This window comes from Qipengyuania aestuarii (genome assembly GCF_019711535.1).
Lineage (GTDB): Bacteria > Pseudomonadota > Alphaproteobacteria > Sphingomonadales > Sphingomonadaceae > Qipengyuania > Qipengyuania aestuarii.
Map to the genome: position 1 here is coordinate 729272 of NZ_JAIGNP010000003.1, position 15862 is coordinate 745133.

11 protein-coding genes are annotated in these 15862 nt (G+C 59.2%); 5 read left to right on the plus strand and 6 right to left on the minus strand.

Annotated elements, in window-relative coordinates; all coding sequences use genetic code 11:
• Positions 1-5: 5 nt before the first annotated feature.
• From K3175_RS13380 to K3175_RS13405, 6 genes are all read right to left on the minus strand, one after another.
• Positions 6-650 (minus strand): sigma-70 RNA polymerase sigma factor region 4 domain-containing protein, encoded by a 645-nt coding sequence (locus tag K3175_RS13380; RefSeq protein WP_221543900.1) that lies wholly within the window; start codon positions 648-650, stop codon positions 6-8.
• 305 nt (positions 651-955) lie between these two features.
• The gene (locus K3175_RS13385) at positions 956-1711 is read right to left on the minus strand and encodes a 3'-5' exonuclease family protein (RefSeq protein ID WP_221543902.1); all 756 of its coding nucleotides are present in this window, start codon (positions 1709-1711) and stop codon (positions 956-958) included.
• Between the two features lie 43 nt (positions 1712-1754).
• Entirely contained in the window at positions 1755-2339 is a 585-nt protein-coding gene (locus tag K3175_RS13390; RefSeq protein ID WP_221543904.1) for a hypothetical protein, read from the minus strand.
• Positions 2340-2425: 86 nt separating this feature from the next.
• Positions 2426-2974, minus strand: a complete 549-nt coding sequence (locus K3175_RS13395; protein WP_221543905.1) for a hypothetical protein — start codon at positions 2972-2974, stop codon at positions 2426-2428.
• 69 nt (positions 2975-3043) lie between these two features.
• The gene (locus K3175_RS13400) at positions 3044-3955 is read right to left on the minus strand and encodes an exonuclease domain-containing protein (protein WP_221543907.1); all 912 of its coding nucleotides are present in this window, start codon (positions 3953-3955) and stop codon (positions 3044-3046) included.
• A 156-nt stretch (positions 3956-4111) separates the two neighbouring features.
• Positions 4112-7507, minus strand: coding sequence for a hypothetical protein (locus K3175_RS13405; protein ID WP_221543908.1), 3396 nt, complete (start codon positions 7505-7507; stop codon positions 4112-4114).
• Positions 7508-8173: 666 nt separating this feature from the next.
• On the opposite strand from K3175_RS13405, the gene K3175_RS13410 reads away from it, so the two are divergent.
• From K3175_RS13410 to K3175_RS13430, 5 genes are read left to right on the plus strand one after another with little or no spacing between them, the layout of a single operon-like run.
• Positions 8174-8803, plus strand: a complete 630-nt coding sequence (locus tag K3175_RS13410; RefSeq protein WP_247710896.1) for a DNA polymerase III subunit epsilon — start codon at positions 8174-8176, stop codon at positions 8801-8803.
• Positions 8804-8805: 2 nt separating this feature from the next.
• Positions 8806-10359, plus strand: a complete 1554-nt coding sequence (locus K3175_RS13415) for a type I restriction-modification system subunit M (protein WP_221543910.1) — start codon at positions 8806-8808, stop codon at positions 10357-10359.
• On the plus strand, positions 10359-11399 hold the full coding sequence (locus K3175_RS13420) for a virulence RhuM family protein (protein ID WP_221543912.1): 1041 nt from the start codon (positions 10359-10361) through the stop codon (positions 11397-11399). The genes K3175_RS13415 and K3175_RS13420 overlap by 1 nt, the downstream gene beginning before the upstream one ends.
• The gene (locus tag K3175_RS13425; protein ID WP_221543914.1) at positions 11396-12607 is read left to right on the plus strand and encodes a restriction endonuclease subunit S; all 1212 of its coding nucleotides are present in this window, start codon (positions 11396-11398) and stop codon (positions 12605-12607) included. Before K3175_RS13420 ends, K3175_RS13425 begins: the two co-directional genes overlap by 4 nt.
• On the plus strand, positions 12604-15861 hold the full coding sequence (locus tag K3175_RS13430; protein ID WP_221543916.1) for a type I restriction endonuclease subunit R: 3258 nt from the start codon (positions 12604-12606) through the stop codon (positions 15859-15861). Before K3175_RS13425 ends, K3175_RS13430 begins: the two co-directional genes overlap by 4 nt.
• Position 15862: the final 1 nt, after the last annotated feature.

Consider the following 15862-nt stretch of genomic DNA (forward strand, 5'->3'; position numbering starts at 1 on the left):
CTGCATTATGCCGCTAAACCCAAATCCATCAGCTCACCCCAAGCTTTTGCAGCCCGTCGCTTGATCAAGCGGCGAGCGGTTGCGAGTTCGGCCTGATCCATGCCTGCAAAGCCGGCGAGCGCCATTCCACAAAGACCTTGGTCAATCCCGTCGACAACCATTTCGATTTCCGGCGAACCGTTGACGAGGCCGTCGAGAGCTCGCCTGTAGGTTTCTGCTCGCTCGACGATTTCGTAGGCTTCGTCTGGCGCTAATGGTGACACGAGCAGGTCGCACGCCTCGCGATAAAGCACCTCATCCCTCTCGCGTTTGGCGATGACCGCGCTCGCGAGCGAGCGCATGACAGCCATCAAAAAGTGTTCGATTTTCAGCCCAATGGGGCAACTGCGCGAGGTCAGCGCGCGCAGGATTGCCTCCTGCAGAAGGTCGTCCGCGTCGATACCGGCAGTGAAGGCACGGAACCGCGCGACGCGCATCAGCTTCGAGTTAGCCCTCGTGTCGATCGCTGCGATAGCTGCGCGAACCTGCGCCTTTGTGAGATACGAGCCTGCCGCGCTGCTCGATGATGTATGCGCACCACTGCCCAGATTCGGACAGACGCGCGCCGATTTAAGGATAATTTTGCCGTTGACGGCGGATGCCTTCTTCATGGTTTCCTCGCTGGGCGAGCGAGACCACGGGCGTGGACAGCAATGTCGAAAATGTCATTTCGCGACCTCGAGCGCCGTTCGAACGCGCACGGGTTGCGTGCGGGTTCACAGGGTTTGCGCGACTCGAATCAAGGTCTCCGGCTCGGGGTTCTGTCCCGGCACGCTGCATCGCGACACTGCTTTGCCATGGAATGATTTAAGAACTGGTTACCGTCGCCTTCCGGCATCGGCGGCGGTTGGTTTTTCTATGTGTCGGACCGGTGGGTGTCTGAATCTCACCGGTCCGGCGCATATAGGAGTGTGGCTTAAGCCGCGTGGTCGAACCCAGCGGCAATCACGTCGTGCAGCCTATCGGCATATGCTCGCAACTCTCCGGCGAGCATATGATCTGGTCGCCGTCGCAAGAAGCCCTCGACCAGCGCGATGATCGCGGGCTCGAGCCGCAGTCCTTCCGTGCCCTGCGCGACCAGCCAGCCGATTTTCGCGATGGCAAGCAAGAGGCAATCCAGTTCGACATGGTCTCGCAGGTTTTGCCATGCGGTGTCACTTGCTGGACGAGGAACGTTCGATTTCGCTGCGACGAGGTCAAACGGCACGTCCATTCTGAGCAACAGCTGGCTTAGGTGGGTCCAGGTTCGGCCTCCCCCCTTTAGCATCAAACCAAGGTCGAGGTGCGGGCGGGGCCCCTTCCGACCGGGTTGGTCAACGAGCTGCGGCGGGAGCCCCCGACCGTGAGCCATACTCGCCAGCAAGAGGATAGGGATGTCCGTCGCGAGCCCGCCGTATGTCAAAACGGGCTTGTCTTCGTGAGCCCTGAGGTAATCGAACACCTGGCGTATGACGCCTTCTTCGTCACCCCAGTCCCGTTCGCTCCAGCTACCGATTTCGCCGGTGCTGACCCGGCCCTCATCGTCGATGGTGAACTGGAACACCCCCGCTGCCATTACCCGCTTCACCGCGACCGCACGGCGCTGCGATGCAGGGTCCATGGCCCGGTGCAGCTCATGCAATTCCCGGTCCCAGAAGAAATCCGCGTCGAGTGCGATATACGTTTTTGCCATTGTGCTTTTTCCTTTCTCTAGCTGTTGGCATCATGACGCTTCGTCAGAAGGGGAGCGGGCGGGCCCGCTCGATTGCTCTCCAAGCTTCCCATGCGGTCGAGAGCGAGTTTCGCTCGTCCGGAGAGAACTGCGACCACACGAAAGCGGCCCAGAGGCATTGGGCCTCGTCTGGCGCCTTGCGCGACCGGGATAGGATGTTCGCGCCGGGTTCGGCGCGTTCGATCCGATACGCCGCGGCGATTTCCTCCAGCACTCTGTTGGCGCACTCGAGCGGCAGGATGTCGAGATCCGCGCGCTCGCGCTGCAGCAGTTGCAGGTCAGCCGGAGGAAGTGGGCCACCTGCAGCAAAGCTGTGCCGCAGATAATATTGCGCGGTGCGCGAGGCCCTCGCGATCACCGTCGCGTGTCTAGGGATGCGCGCGGCAATTCCGTCGAGGATCGAGGCGCGCGTGGCCGTCCGATCAAACGCAGCGTGATCGATGGTGAACCGGGCGCCGGCCTTTCGGCACCGGGTGACGGTGAAGAGCGCGGTCGAACGGATTGCCGAGCGTGCGGCGTGCTCGCTGGCATCGCGGATGATGACAAGCGAGCATAGGGTGTCTGGGTGCCGCCTGGAATTCGTGGTCATGGAAATGGTCCCTTGCTGGTGAACGAAAGAGGGCGGCGCTCCCGCTGGAAGCGCCGCCCTCTCGTGGTTGGTGAATGTAGACGCGGTCAGGCTGCGGCGGTGTCGACTGGGACTGCAGTGCCATCGGCATGGAAGGCGAAAGTGGTTTCTTCCCACGCACCGGATTCGAGCAGAGGACCGACCGCTTCGACCGCAGCTGCGATGCGGCTCTCGGCACGGATGCGCGCCTTCCGGCGCGTCGCAGCCTTCTCGACGGCGACCTCCCGCAGCACGCCCCGTTCGTCGATGTCGAACTGACGGCTGCGATCCATGGTCACGAGTACCAACGGCTTCTCGGCGCCGACGCAGGCCGGCTCGACCCGCACTAGGCCGATGCCGTCCAGCATTCGGAAGACCAGGAAATACCAGGCGGGGGAGGTGTCGCTCGGCGAGCTGTAAACCGCGAACACCGCATCTTGGCGATCTTCGGCGGCCTTGCAGGCTAACGCCTCCATAACAGGCAGGGTCGCGGCGCTCACGCAGCCGAACGTAATTGCCGAGGTGCCGGTGCCTGTTTCCGGCAATCCGAGCTCAAATTGGAGGGCGAGCGCGTTCGCCCGGTGGGCTCGGAGCCCACCGACTTGGGTATTGTTCATTATTCTGTTCCTTGTTTTCGGTGACGGCCATGCTGGCCGGAGCTTTTCCCTCACCCGGGAGGCTCGTAATCAGCGCCTCCACGACACCACTTCGACCTTCCGCTCTACCGGCTCCCAGGTCCAATCTGCTCGATACCGTTCGACCCAATCGACGGGGACGATGGTAGGATTGCGGCCCACCAGTTCGCGGTACCACGCGACCTCGGCGTCATAGTCCGCTTCGCGCACGAGCTTGTGATTCACGCCGCGGTCCGAATATCGATATCCACGGCGATGCACGTCTTTTCGCAGGCGATACGGCAGATCGCTCGCCTCGAGGCGCCAGGTTGGCGATCGCGCACCGGCAAGCGCATGTGCCATCACCGTACGTCTGTCGCGGCATTCGTGTGCGAGCAAATGGATCAGGCTTGCGACGTCGTCGGCCGCGCGATGCGCGGTCGGATTGAACATCCCAGCCTGCATCAGAAGATACCCCTGCGCGTGACCGTCGAAGCCCAAAGCGTGCCAATCGACATCCGCCATGGCGCAAATCCACGGCATCTCGCCGACCTCCGGGACGAGCATTTCGAGGTGCTGACGGTCGAATTTGGAGTGAAAGGCGAGGCATGCATCAGCTGTCTTGAGATGCTCGGCGATCTTCTGCGGCACGAGCCGTTTGCCCACGACCATGGTGTCGGTAATGCCAGTGATCTTTTCAATCTGTGGCTCAATCGGCCGTGAGGGCTGCTGTAGACCGCATTTCACGCGTTCCACCTCAAGGATATGCCCCTGCTGATCGACGACGATCATCGCGACGGCGATTTCGAGGATTTCGTGATACTGGGGATCAAGGCCATCGGTCTCGAGATCGATCACCGCGATCTTCATGAAGGGCGGTCCCGCATTGGTGGGTGGTCGCCATTCCTGCAGCGGTGTTATCCGGTGCAGGACGCGGGTCTGGCCGTCGTTGCCCCGCGCGGCCGGAGTGGTTGGGGTATTCATATGTCGTTCCTCGTTGTTGATGAACGAGGACAGCCGCAGGCATTTTTCCTTCACCCCGCTGTCCTCCCAGACAGCGTCGTTTCCCGGTTTTCATACGGCCGAGCATGCCGAACTTTTCCTAATGTGGTTGCGCGACGGCCACTGCGCAAAGTCGCATCAGAAACCTTGGCCAAAGCCGTTTGCGATTGCCGCCTGCAGGTTGTGCCTGCTTGGAGGCTTATTGGCTTTAGATGCCATGAGAGCGATTTCCCCGTTGAGCGCAATCGCCATAAATTCGCGTCGCCGACTTGCGGCATCATTGCGCGCCGCACCTTTGGTGGGCGTGAGAGGCTGTGCAGCGAATTGAAGGGCTTTGGCAACATTTGGCTCGACTGACCATTTTTTCAACAGGCGGTCGACGCCGCTTCCGCGCGACCCCGCCAGCGTCCACTCGCCATGGACACCTTCCAGTTCGGCCGATCTCGAGGTCGCAGCAGTAGCAAGCCATGCCAGTTCTACCTTCTGATCGAAATCGATGATCCCGAGTGCCCGTTGAAGCCGAGGATCAGCAATGTCGCGATCTGTGAGCGCATATTTCTCCCGGAAGGGCGCTGGCACATCGTAGCCCGATCCGAGCTTCTCGACTAAGAACGGTCCGTCCATCAGCGCTCTCAAGAACGCAAAGTGTCGCGAACTTTCCGTCGCAGGCCCACTCTCTTCGCGGCGGCTCGTCTCTTCACTATTACCGGAGCTTGTTTCTCCTCTCGATGGGGCGTTAGCAGATGAGGAAGCAGGGTTCGATTGCGCATCGTTCTGCACCAAGCGCCGCTTGGAATGATTCGCTTGTGCAACCGGACCAATAGTGACCTCCCTTTGTTTGGCCCCAGAAACTCTAGGCATTGCGGGGCCGCTTACGCCCTCAAGTTCGTCGTCTGTGGGAGCGACGGAACGGCTCTGCGTGTTCTTGCTGAAGCCGCGCTTTAAACCGTCGGCGGCCAGCTGCTTTTCATTGGGTGTATTGTCACGACTATTCCCTGATGGCGGACTACCCTTGCTCGCGACTCTTGGTGCGCCAGCTCCAATACGGATGTTGGCGGCCTCTCCCGGGATGATACTGGGCTTATTACTTGAGCTAGCGCTCTCGACCTCTTCAGGGTGGTCAGGAACCTTTCGCGTTTTCGTCGGATACTGGTCATGCTGAAAAACGCGGCCCGCGAGATCAGCAGGAGAGGCCACCGACTGGTCCGTTTTGATCATCTTAGCATCGGCAGTTTGGGTGCGGGTCGAGTTTTGCTGTTGCGCTTGCGCCGATAGGGTATTCGGATCATCGCTTGGCCCCTCGGCCAATTTACCCTCGATGTCGGCTGATACCGGGCTTTTCTTCCCGGAATTCCCGCTGGGCTCCGAATCTGCTTGTTGGGCGAGCCGCTCAAGCATGGTCGTCACCCGCTGCCGTTCAATAGCATTGGGATCCAGTGTTCTCGCATCATTTCTCGCCGCCTCTTTCGTTGCGGCAGTATCGGCAAGCGACGGATCGGCTGTGCGCGGGTGGGTATCGTCCCTCCCTTGGGTCGGTGCCTCTTGGATTGTTTCCGTTTCGTTGGCGGAAGCAATAGCCACAGGTGGCTGAACACGGGCGAGGGGGGACTGCGTCAGGGCCGCGTCAATTTCAGGAAGCCAGGAACCGTAGTCATCGAACAGGATCTCGGCGCACCGTAGGTGTTCCTGCGCATCCTCCATCAAGTCGTAGGTGCGCTTGAACTCTTTGCCGGAAAGCTTCTTCGGATGTTGAGGCAGGCGTTCGCTATCGGCGGTAATCCTGCGCGCGGCATGAAAATGAATATGACGAGCGCGCGATGTCAATCTTGCCTTGAGCATGGCTGCAGCGTCTCGCACGAAGCGCAGGGTCTGCGTAGGCGCATCCGTCGGATGCATCGCAAGAGGGTGCTGACGTAAGAGTTCGCCGACTTGATGATCCCACTGACGCTGCTCGTTATCGTTACCGTTGAGAGTGGGGTACCCCTGTTTCTCGCGCCAGTTCTGCCGGGGCCCAAGGTGGACGTCAGATTCCTTGTCGATGCCGATTTCGGATAGCTTGCCAGGGTGAAAGCGCGTCTCGCTACCAACAGCGCGTAGCTCCTCGTTCACAACACTTGCGTACTTCTCCTTGAGATCGAAGATCCACCCATCGTTACGCGTATCCTGGTGAACGTTGCGGTCGAAGGGGTAAGTGGTTTTCTTCTTTCCGGAGTCGGTCTTGTAGTGGAGCACGATATCCGGCTCCCACATACCCTCCCATTCTGATTGCGGATTGGCCGCAGCTTCCTCCCACAGCTCGATTTGCCGCTTTAGCTTCCCGTTTTTGGGATAAGGCTTCCCTCTGGCAGCATAGTCGGCTTTGCTTTTTTCGAAGGCATCCATAAGCGACTGTGGTACCGCCGGGGGCGATGCGCTAGAAAATCGCCGCATGGGTCGTGGGTGATAATCAAGGTGGTAGTGACCGTTCAGCGGATTGTTGTTTTCGTCGGCTTCGTGAAACACGCAAACGAAGGGTAGATCGCGCCTGCGGAATTCATTCGTGAATTTTTCCAAGACGCGTCGTTTGGCTGCGGCATCCAGTTCCTTGGGTATCTCGCCCACGATGCGGCGCTGAAGTTCAGGCGAACTCCCCGCATAGTATCTGATTTGATCGGCGCGGCTCCGGGGTTTCTGTCCCTTTGATGTTTGGGCGGCGCTGCGTTCATGCCACCCGCACCCCCGGAGCGCAGCCAACGTCGCTTCAATCTCGTCCTTCTCGACGTCGATCCACTCGCTGCCGCCCGCAAGAATTTGCTCGCGCACCTTGGATGGCAAAAAGTTGCGCTGCAGAACCGACTGCCAGAACGGGTCGTCGCGGACCGGCCGAACTTTGAGCCATGGCTTTTTCTCTGGACCGGCTGCCCTGATCGCCGTCTTGGCGACGATTTTCCATGCCGGTGCGAAATCTTGCACTGCGCCCAGATTGGAAAAAATCATCGGCCCGACCTCGTCGGCAGGGACCACATCCCGCGCCATATAGTCGGTACGGTCTTGTGCTTCCTTGGCGAGCAGGGCCTCTAACCCCGGCACTTTGTCCGCATCTTGCAAGTAATGGTCATGCTGAGCGACCGACGCGATGGCCTCCTTCGTCGAACCGCTGATTGTCTCGTGCGCAAAATGAAATGTGCGCTTACCGCTAGGTGCTTGATACGTCCGGGGGCGCGTAATCGGTGGCGCAAAGCGCTGGGCTGAAGCAGTCCCCGGTTCGGCACCCCAGAGCGTGCGGGCGGGCCCACGCCTATCGAGGCCGCCGACCCTTCCGGTAATGTCTATGTCTTTCGACATGCCGTCGCTGAAGAAGTTCTTCGTTGCCAGAATGCGTGCGTCGGTCTGGATTCGGATTTTCAGTTCGGCACGACCTGCCTTTCCTTGATAGCGATAAAGCTGACCCGCGGTCAGGTTGGGTCCGTGCATGAGCCTGACGCAATCGCTCTCCAGCGCCTTGAGGTGCTCAAGTGCTCGTCTAGCCAGCAAGCGTTTGGCTTCCATTTCCATAAATGGAAGTATGGCGAAGAACAGGGATCGATCACAATCGGCTAAACGCCCATTTTTGGTTGCGTATGCGGAAATGTATTCTTACACTTGCACATACGCAAATGAGAGCGGTTCGCAATTTACTATCGCTTAGGTTTCCCTTGATTTGCGCAAGCATACAGGTCTTAGGCGCCAGCCGGACCTTTATGCCCTATTACGCCTAAAAGAATTAGGGCCGCCAGCCCTTGCCAACCCTCGAACTGGGGTGAGGCGGTTGGTCTGCTAGGATTCCCGAAAATTATGCGAGAGCATCGGGTCTTTGGGCACGTATATTCCGACCGATGTATAGCAAGCAGGACACCCTTCGGACACGGGGGTGGTAGCGCCCTTATAGCAAGCAGGACACCCTCCGGTCAGGTGGCCGGTGTGGGCGGCAGCACCTTACAGCTGATCGAGCGGCAAGAGGTTAATTCGCTTGTGGGCGGGCTTCTGGCGTTGCGCGAACCGTCGCCGGGCGGCCGTCGAAGCAAGTGCGCCGACTAAGGCACCGGGTGCACCTTGTAGCGCGGCTTCGAGTGTCCGAGCGAAGTAGGCCAGCGCTTGGGTCAGCGGCGAGGGCAGCAAACCGCGTGCCACTACGCAAGACGGGATCAAATCAAGTTAAAAAATTGCTGGATCGCAAATCCATTGACTTTAGTCACCGATCATCTAGATCGGCGATCCATGAGAAAAAATCTTAGCCTTGATTCGATCTCGCGCGTCAGCAGTGGCGTCGCAGTCGATCGCTCTGGCGGGGGCGCGTTTGCAGTTATGGTAGGCGACGTCGGTACCAACGTGCTGATCCCTGCAGGGCTGGGTGAAGTGGGTTTTGCAGGTGAGGATGCGCGTCTGAAGGATTTCGACATCCTCATCTCTCTCCGCGGCAAGCGGAACGGCTCGTCGGTCTTCAAGGATGATAGGTTTGAGGGACGCCCCGTCCATGCCTCGCTCGATGTAGCCGTGATCAGGTTGCATCAGCCGGACCATATGGCTGCACTTGCGCTGTCGTTCTGGTTCAATCTCGAGAGCACCCAGCGCCTGCTGGCAGTGCATCGAGTTGGTAGTCACGCGTTCAGGCTCCCCCTGCCCGCGCTCCGGAAATTTCAAGTTCCGCAATTTACCCCGCAGTCGGCCGACCTGTTCGTCCGCGCCGGCGTTGCTGGGCGGCAGGTGTTGAAGCTTGAGCGTGAAATCTCCGCTCGCAGAGAAATCGTATTCGAAGAAATGATGACCCAAGCTGCCGCGCAATTTGCCGGCGGCCCAGGACGAGAGGATTAGTCGTGACCGCAATTAAGCAATCGGATGTCAACAAGGCTGCATGGGATGCATGCGATACGTTCCGGGGGACGATCGATCCTGCCGCATACAAGGACTATATCCTGGTCTTCTTGTTCTGGAAGTTCCTGAGCGACCTCTGGGCCGACGAAAGGAAGGCTGCCGAAGATCAGTATGACGGTGACAGCGAACGCGTGGAGCGGCGTCTTTCGCGGTTTCGGTTCCAGATCCCGGACGGTGCGAGCTTTCACGATCTGTATCCGAGCCGGAGCGCCGACAATATCGGCGAACAGGTCAATGTTGCGCTGGAGGCCATCGAGCAGGCCAACATCGCAAAGCTGGAAGGCGTGCTGAGCGAGACGGACTACAACAGCCGCAACAACCTTGGCGAGACGGCCGACCGCAATCGGCGCATCAAGGACTTGTTCGACAACTTCGCGCGTTCCGCACTCGATTTCTCGCCTTCCCGCTTTGGCGGTGAGGACAACGCCGAAGACGTTATCGGCGAAACCTACATCTATCTGATCTCCCGTTTCGCATCTGACGCGGGCAAAAAGGCCGGCGAGTTCTTCACGCCGCGCAAGGTTTCGGAATTGCTGGTGCGGCTGGCCGATCCGCAGCCCGGCAACAAGATCCTCGATCCAGCGTGCGGTTCGTCCACCTTGCTCGTCCGTGCGGCCGAGTATGTCGCTGGGGTCGAGGGCAAAGACCACGCAAGCGAAGCCGATGCCCAGGTCTTCGGACAGGAAGCCACCAACCAGACCCAGGCACTCGCCCGGATGAACATGTTTCTCCATGGCCTCGATAATGCGCGGATCGAATGGGGCGACACGCTCACCAACCCGAAGTTCGTCAACGGCGATGCACTGATGCGGTTCGACCGGGTCATCGCCAACCCGCCATTCTCGCTGAAGAAATGGGGGCATGAGGTCGCGGGTGATGATCGCTTTAACCGCTATCATCGCGGCGTCCCGCCGAAGTCCCGCGGGGACTATGCGTTCATTAGCCACATGGTCGAGAGCGCCAAGCCGCGCGAAGGACGCGTGGCAGTCATCGCACCGCACGGTGTGCTGTTCCGTGGCGGGGCCGAAGGAAAGATCAGGCAGGCGCTGATCGAGGAGAACCTTCTCGACGGCGTGGTCGGCCTGCCCGCCCAACTCTTCCCCTCGACCGGCATTCCGGTTTGCATCGTCATCTTCGACCGCTCGCGGGAGAAGGGCGGGGCGCGAGAGGATGCCGACGACGTCTTCTTCATCGATGCCAGCCGTGAATTCGTGCCGGGCAAGAAGCAAAACGAGCTGTCGAAGGATAACCTGAAAAAGATCGTCGATACGTGGCGCGCGCGTGAGGATGTCGAACGCTTCGCCAGCGTGGTCACGCGCGAGCAGATCGCCGAGAACGGCTACAACCTCAACATTCCGCGCTACGTCGATACCTTCGAGCCCGAGGAGGAAATCGACATCGCGGCGGTGCAGGCCGAGATCGAGGAGCTGGAGAAGGAACTGGCTGAGACGCGCCAGAAGATGAACGGCTACCTCAAGGAGCTGGGCGTTCTCTGATGGCTAATCGGAAATCCAATGGAGAGCTGATCCAGTATCAGACTGAGGACGGTGTAACCGTTATTCGGCTGCAGGCGCGAGACGGCAATGTATGGCTCAGCCAGGCTGAGATTGCGGACCTTTATCAGGTGACGCCACAGGCGGTGACCCAGCACATCCGGGCAATCTACGAGGACGAGGAATATGACGAGGAGGCAACTTGTAACGATTACTTACAAGTTCGAATCGAGGGCGGACGCGAGGTAAAGCGCTCGATTGCGCACTACAGCCTGCCCATCATCCTTGGCGTTGGCTTCCGCGTGCGGAGCCCGCGCGGCGCGCAGTTCCGGCGCTGGGCGGCGGATGCTCTGTCGGAATATCTGGTCAAGGGCTTCGTCATGGATGACGAGCGGTTGAAGGACCCCGAGGCCGACTACTTCGATGAGCTGCTCGCCCGCATCCGCGACATCCGTTCATCGGAGAAGGTATTCTACCGCAAGGTGCTAGATATCTACGCGCTCAGCGTGGATTACGACCCCAAGGCGGAAACCAGCCAGACCTTCTTTCAAACGGTGCAGAACAAGATGCACTGGGCGGCGCACGGCCATACCGCCGCCGAGGTGATCCACGCCCGTGCTGATGCACAGAAGGACCATATGGGCCTCACCAGCTGGGCGGGCGAGACGCGGGGCAACCTGCCGCGCAAGGACGATGCGCGCGTGGCGAAGAACTACCTCGAGGAAGACGAGATTCAGGCGCTCAACCGCATCGTCACCGCCTATCTCGAATTTGCCGAATTGCAGGCAGAGAACCGCAAGCCGATGTATATGAAGGACTGGATCGCCAAGCTCGACCAGTTCCTCTCCCTGTCCGACCGCGAGATCCTGACGAATGCCGGTCGCATCTCGGCGAAGCTCGCCAAGGAGAAGGCCGACGCTGAATACGACAAATGGCACACCCGCGCCATCGAAGCGCCGAGCGCTGTCGAACGACATTTCCTCGAAGCAACGCAAGCGGTGGAGCAGATCGGCGCGCAGCGGAAGAAGGGGAAAGCAAAGTGAGCGGCTTACCGATGGTCCCGTTGGGCAGCATAGCTAAAGTCTACGATGGCACTCATCAAACCCCCCAATACGTAAGCGAAGGGGTGCCCTTCTATAGCGTCGAACACCTCACTAGAAATGACTTTAGCGACACCAAATTCATCGCACGCGAAATATATGATGCAGAAATCCGCCGAGTAAAAATCGAGCGTGGGGACATCCTAATGACCCGCATAGGCAGTATTGGAGAGACGCGTCTTATAGACTGGGACGCTGAAGCTTCTTTCTATGTTAGCCTGGCACTCGTCAAACCCAAGCCCGATATATCTTCTCGTTACTTAGCGCACGCGATGCAGGGTGCGCATTTTCAGCGCGAACTTTATAAGCGAACTTTGCACGTAGCATTTCCGAAAAAGATAAACCTTGGCGAAATTTCAGAATGCACGATCCCGCTGCCTGAGATTGATGAACAAGAAAGAATCGCATCTGTTCTGGACGCTTGGGATAAGGCAATATCTGAGGCCAAAAGTAGCGCTGAGACACATTCAATCCGTTTGGAATGGCTGATTGACGCAGTGCTTTCCGGTAAGAGTCGCCTATCCAACTTCAATAAATCATGGTCGAGACTGCAGCTTTCGGACGTGCTGACGGAGCATAAGCTGCGCAGTAGCGGTAACGAGGACGTTTTTTCAGTAAGCGTGCACCGTGGCTTAGTGAACCAAATTGAGCACCTAGGCCGCTCTTTCGCCGCGCAATCCACGGACCATTATAACAGGGTCATGCCCGGGGACATTGTTTACACCAAAAGTCCCACGGGCCAATTCCCTCTTGGCGTCGTTAAACAAAGCACTTTGGACGAGGATGCAATTGTATCGCCGCTTTATGGGGTGTTTCGGCCAAAGAGCAAATCGTTGGGGTCGCTATTGGACGCACTCTTTTCGGTTCCCTCGTTCGCAGTAAGATACCTCACGCCGCTTGTGCAAAAAGGGGCTAAGAACACTATTGCTGTGACAAACAACCAATTTTTGGAAGGCCGCGTTATGCTGCCGTCAGATGCGGAAGAAATTGATGCGCTTGCCGATTTAATAAAGACCCAGCGAGAGATTATCACGCATAGCAAAAAGCTCGTCTCACTTCTCGAAGATCAGAAGCGTGGGATAACGCAGAAGTTCATAGGTGGCAAAGCGGGAGTATCAGACCGCCCTGGGTTTAGTAAAACAGAAGCATGACCTCCCCGCGCTTCTCCATCAGCGAAGAAGGCGGCGTGCAGCTGCCCGCCGTCATGACCCTAGCGCGGCTGGGTTGGCGCTATGTCAGCCGGGCCGAAGGAGAAGCGCAGCGCCGCGGTCGGCTGGAGCAAGTCATCCTCGAGGATGTGCTCGCTGAGCGCATGGTGGCGATCAATCGTATCCGCCAACGCGGCAAGACCCACACCGTGCCTGAAGAGTCAGCGCGCGAGCTGATCGAGAAGCTGAAGGAAGCGGCCAGCGATCGCGCCATCGGTCTGATGCCCGCCAACGAGCGGGTGACGAACCTGCTCAAGCTTGGCGAGAGCGTCGACGTGGAAGTCGATGGCGAGAAGCGCGGGCGGCAGCTCAAGTTCATCGACTGGGACACGCCTGAGAACAACCTCTTCCACATGACCGCCGAGTTTCCCGTCCGCCGCGAGCGGCGCGAGGATACGCGGCGACCCGATATCGTGCTGTTCGTCAACGGCATCCCGCTGGTGGTGATCGAGGTGAAGTGCTCCGCAATCGAAACCCAGCAGGGCATTAGCCAGCAACTGCGCAATCAGGCGCCCGACGAGATCCCGCGTCTCTTCACCGTCTCGCAAATGCTGATCGCCGCCAACGACAGCGATCCGCGCTACGCTACCAGCGGCACACCATCGAAGTTCTGGTCGCTCTGGCGCGAGGAAGAGATCGCCGACAACCAGGTCGAGCGGATCGTCAACGCCGGGCTCGACCCGGACGAAGCGTCGAAGATATGGATCGATTTCGACCGCCACCGCCGCACACATGATGGCCTTATGGATCCGGGCGCGGGCGGGCGGCTGCCGAACCAGCTCGACTGCCTTCTCATCAGCCTGTGCCGCCCCGACCGCCTGCTCGATATCGTCCGCGGCTACACGCTGTTCGACAATGGCGTGAAGAAGGTCGCCCGCTACCAGCAGTATTTCGGTGTGCGCCGTTCGCTCGAACGCGTCCGCCAGCACGATGATGATGGCCACCGCAAGGGCGGCGTTATCTGGCATACGCAGGGTTCGGGTAAATCGCTGACGATGGTGATGCTGGCCGGCGCCATCGAACGCGAGTTCGGAAAGGCGCGCTTCGTGCTGGTGACAGACCGTGTTGATCTCGATCGGCAGCTTACGCAGACTTTTCGTAATGCGGGCAAGCAACCGCAGCAGGCTACGCGGGGTAGCGACCTGATCCGCATGCTGAAGGACAAGCGTCCTGTCATCACGACGCTGATTCACAAGTTCAAGGCGGGGCTTGCATCTGCGGGTAGCTTCACCGATCCCGATACCGACATTTTTGTGCTCGTGGACGAAAGCCACCGGAGCCAGACGGTCAAGGATATCGACAGTCTGCACCGCCAGATGCGCAAGGTGCTGCCCGGCGCCGCCTATATCGGCTTCACCGGCACCCCGCTGCTGAAGCGCGAGAAGAGCACCTTCGACCGGTTCGGCGGGCTGATCCACGATTACAAGATCGACCAAGCCGTTGCGGACAAGGCGGTGGTGCCGCTGCTCTACGAAGGCCGCCACGTCGAGATGGAGGCGCAGCAGGCGAACCTCGACAAATGGTTCGAGCGCAAGACGCGCGATCTGACGGACGGTCAGAAGGCCGACCTGAAAAAGCGCATCGCCCGAGCGCAGGTTGTCCAAGGCGTGGAGCCGTGGCTGAATGAAGTCGCCCAGGACGTAAGCGAAGATTTCGAGCGGACGATGTTGGGCACGCCCTACAAGGCTCAGCTCGTCGCTCCCTTGAAGCGCGAGGCGGTGCTGCTGCACAAGATGCTCGAGGAGATCGGCATCGTCGAAAGCGCCGTTATCATCTCGAAGAGCGACGACCGTGAGGGTCACGATGACGTCGGCGACGATGACGACGATATCGTGCAGTCCTTCATCAAGAAGGTCGAGGCGAAGCAGCCCTTGGCCAAATACGAGGAAGACACGATCCGCGCCTTCAAGTATGGCGTGGGAGTGGATGTTTTGATCGTAGTCGACAAGCTGTTGACCGGCTTCGATGCGCCGCGCAACCAGACGCTCTACATTGCCAAGAACCTGCGGGATCATAAGCTGCTGCAGGCAATCGCACGGGTAAATCGACTGTTCTCCAGCGAGGAGAAGGACGAGGATGGCGACGCGCTCTATGACAAGGAGCACGGTCGTATCGTCGATTACGTCGGCATCCTCGAGGATCTCGACCAGGCACTGACGGCTTACAGCGCATTCGAAGGCTATGATGAAGGCGACGTTGCGCAGGCTCTGGTGTCGATCCGTGAGGAGGTCGACACCTTGCCGGACAAGCACGCAGCTTTGCTCGACCTCTTCAAGGGGGTGGGCAATCACTACGATCCGGAAGCCTATGCGCTTCACTTGCGCGACGAGCTTCGCCGGAAGCGCTTCTACGATCGGCTGTCCGATTTTGCTCGCACGCTCCAGACCGCCTTCGGCTCCGACCAGTTCGTGGAGAACACCGAGCCCCGGGTGATCGCGAATTACAAGCAGGACCTGAAGCGATTCGAGGCGTTACGCCGCGCGGTTCGCCTGCGTTATGGCGACGCCGAAGAGGACTACGATTATAAGCGCTATCAGGCGTCGATCCGTGCGCTGCTGGACAAGCATATCGATGCAACGGAGTTGGTGGCGATTGTGCCGCCGGTCGACATCTTCGACGAAGACAATTTCAAACGAACCGTCGAGGAGCAGACTGGCACGGCCGCCAGCGTTGCCGACGCGATAACATCTGCCACCCAGCGTTCGATCACCGAACGGATGGACGAAGACCCGGCGATGTATCGCCGTTTCGCCAAAATGGTGCAGGACATCATCGACGGGTTTCGCGAGGGTCGCCTGAGCGAGAAGGATTATCTGACCAAGGCGCACGAAATCCGAGACCAGGTAGTCGAAGGGTCGCGGGCGAAAACGGAGGAGACCCCGCCATCCCTTCGTGGAGATCCACTGGGCAGTGCCATCTACGGTCAAGCGCGTGATGCGGTTGAAGAGTTGGCGGACGAGCAGTCTACCGAGATTTCCGAAGAGATCGCTGTCGAATTTGCATCGATCATTGAGCGCCACAAACGGGTCGGTTGGACGACTGATCCGAATGCCGAAAACGCAATGCGGCAGGATATGGACGACTATCTGTTCGACCACATCAAGGGGACGCGAGGGCTTTATGGTTTGTCGGTAGAGACGATGGACAGCCTGATGGACGCCGCCATCGCTATCGCGAAACGGCAGGCGGCTCGCTAAT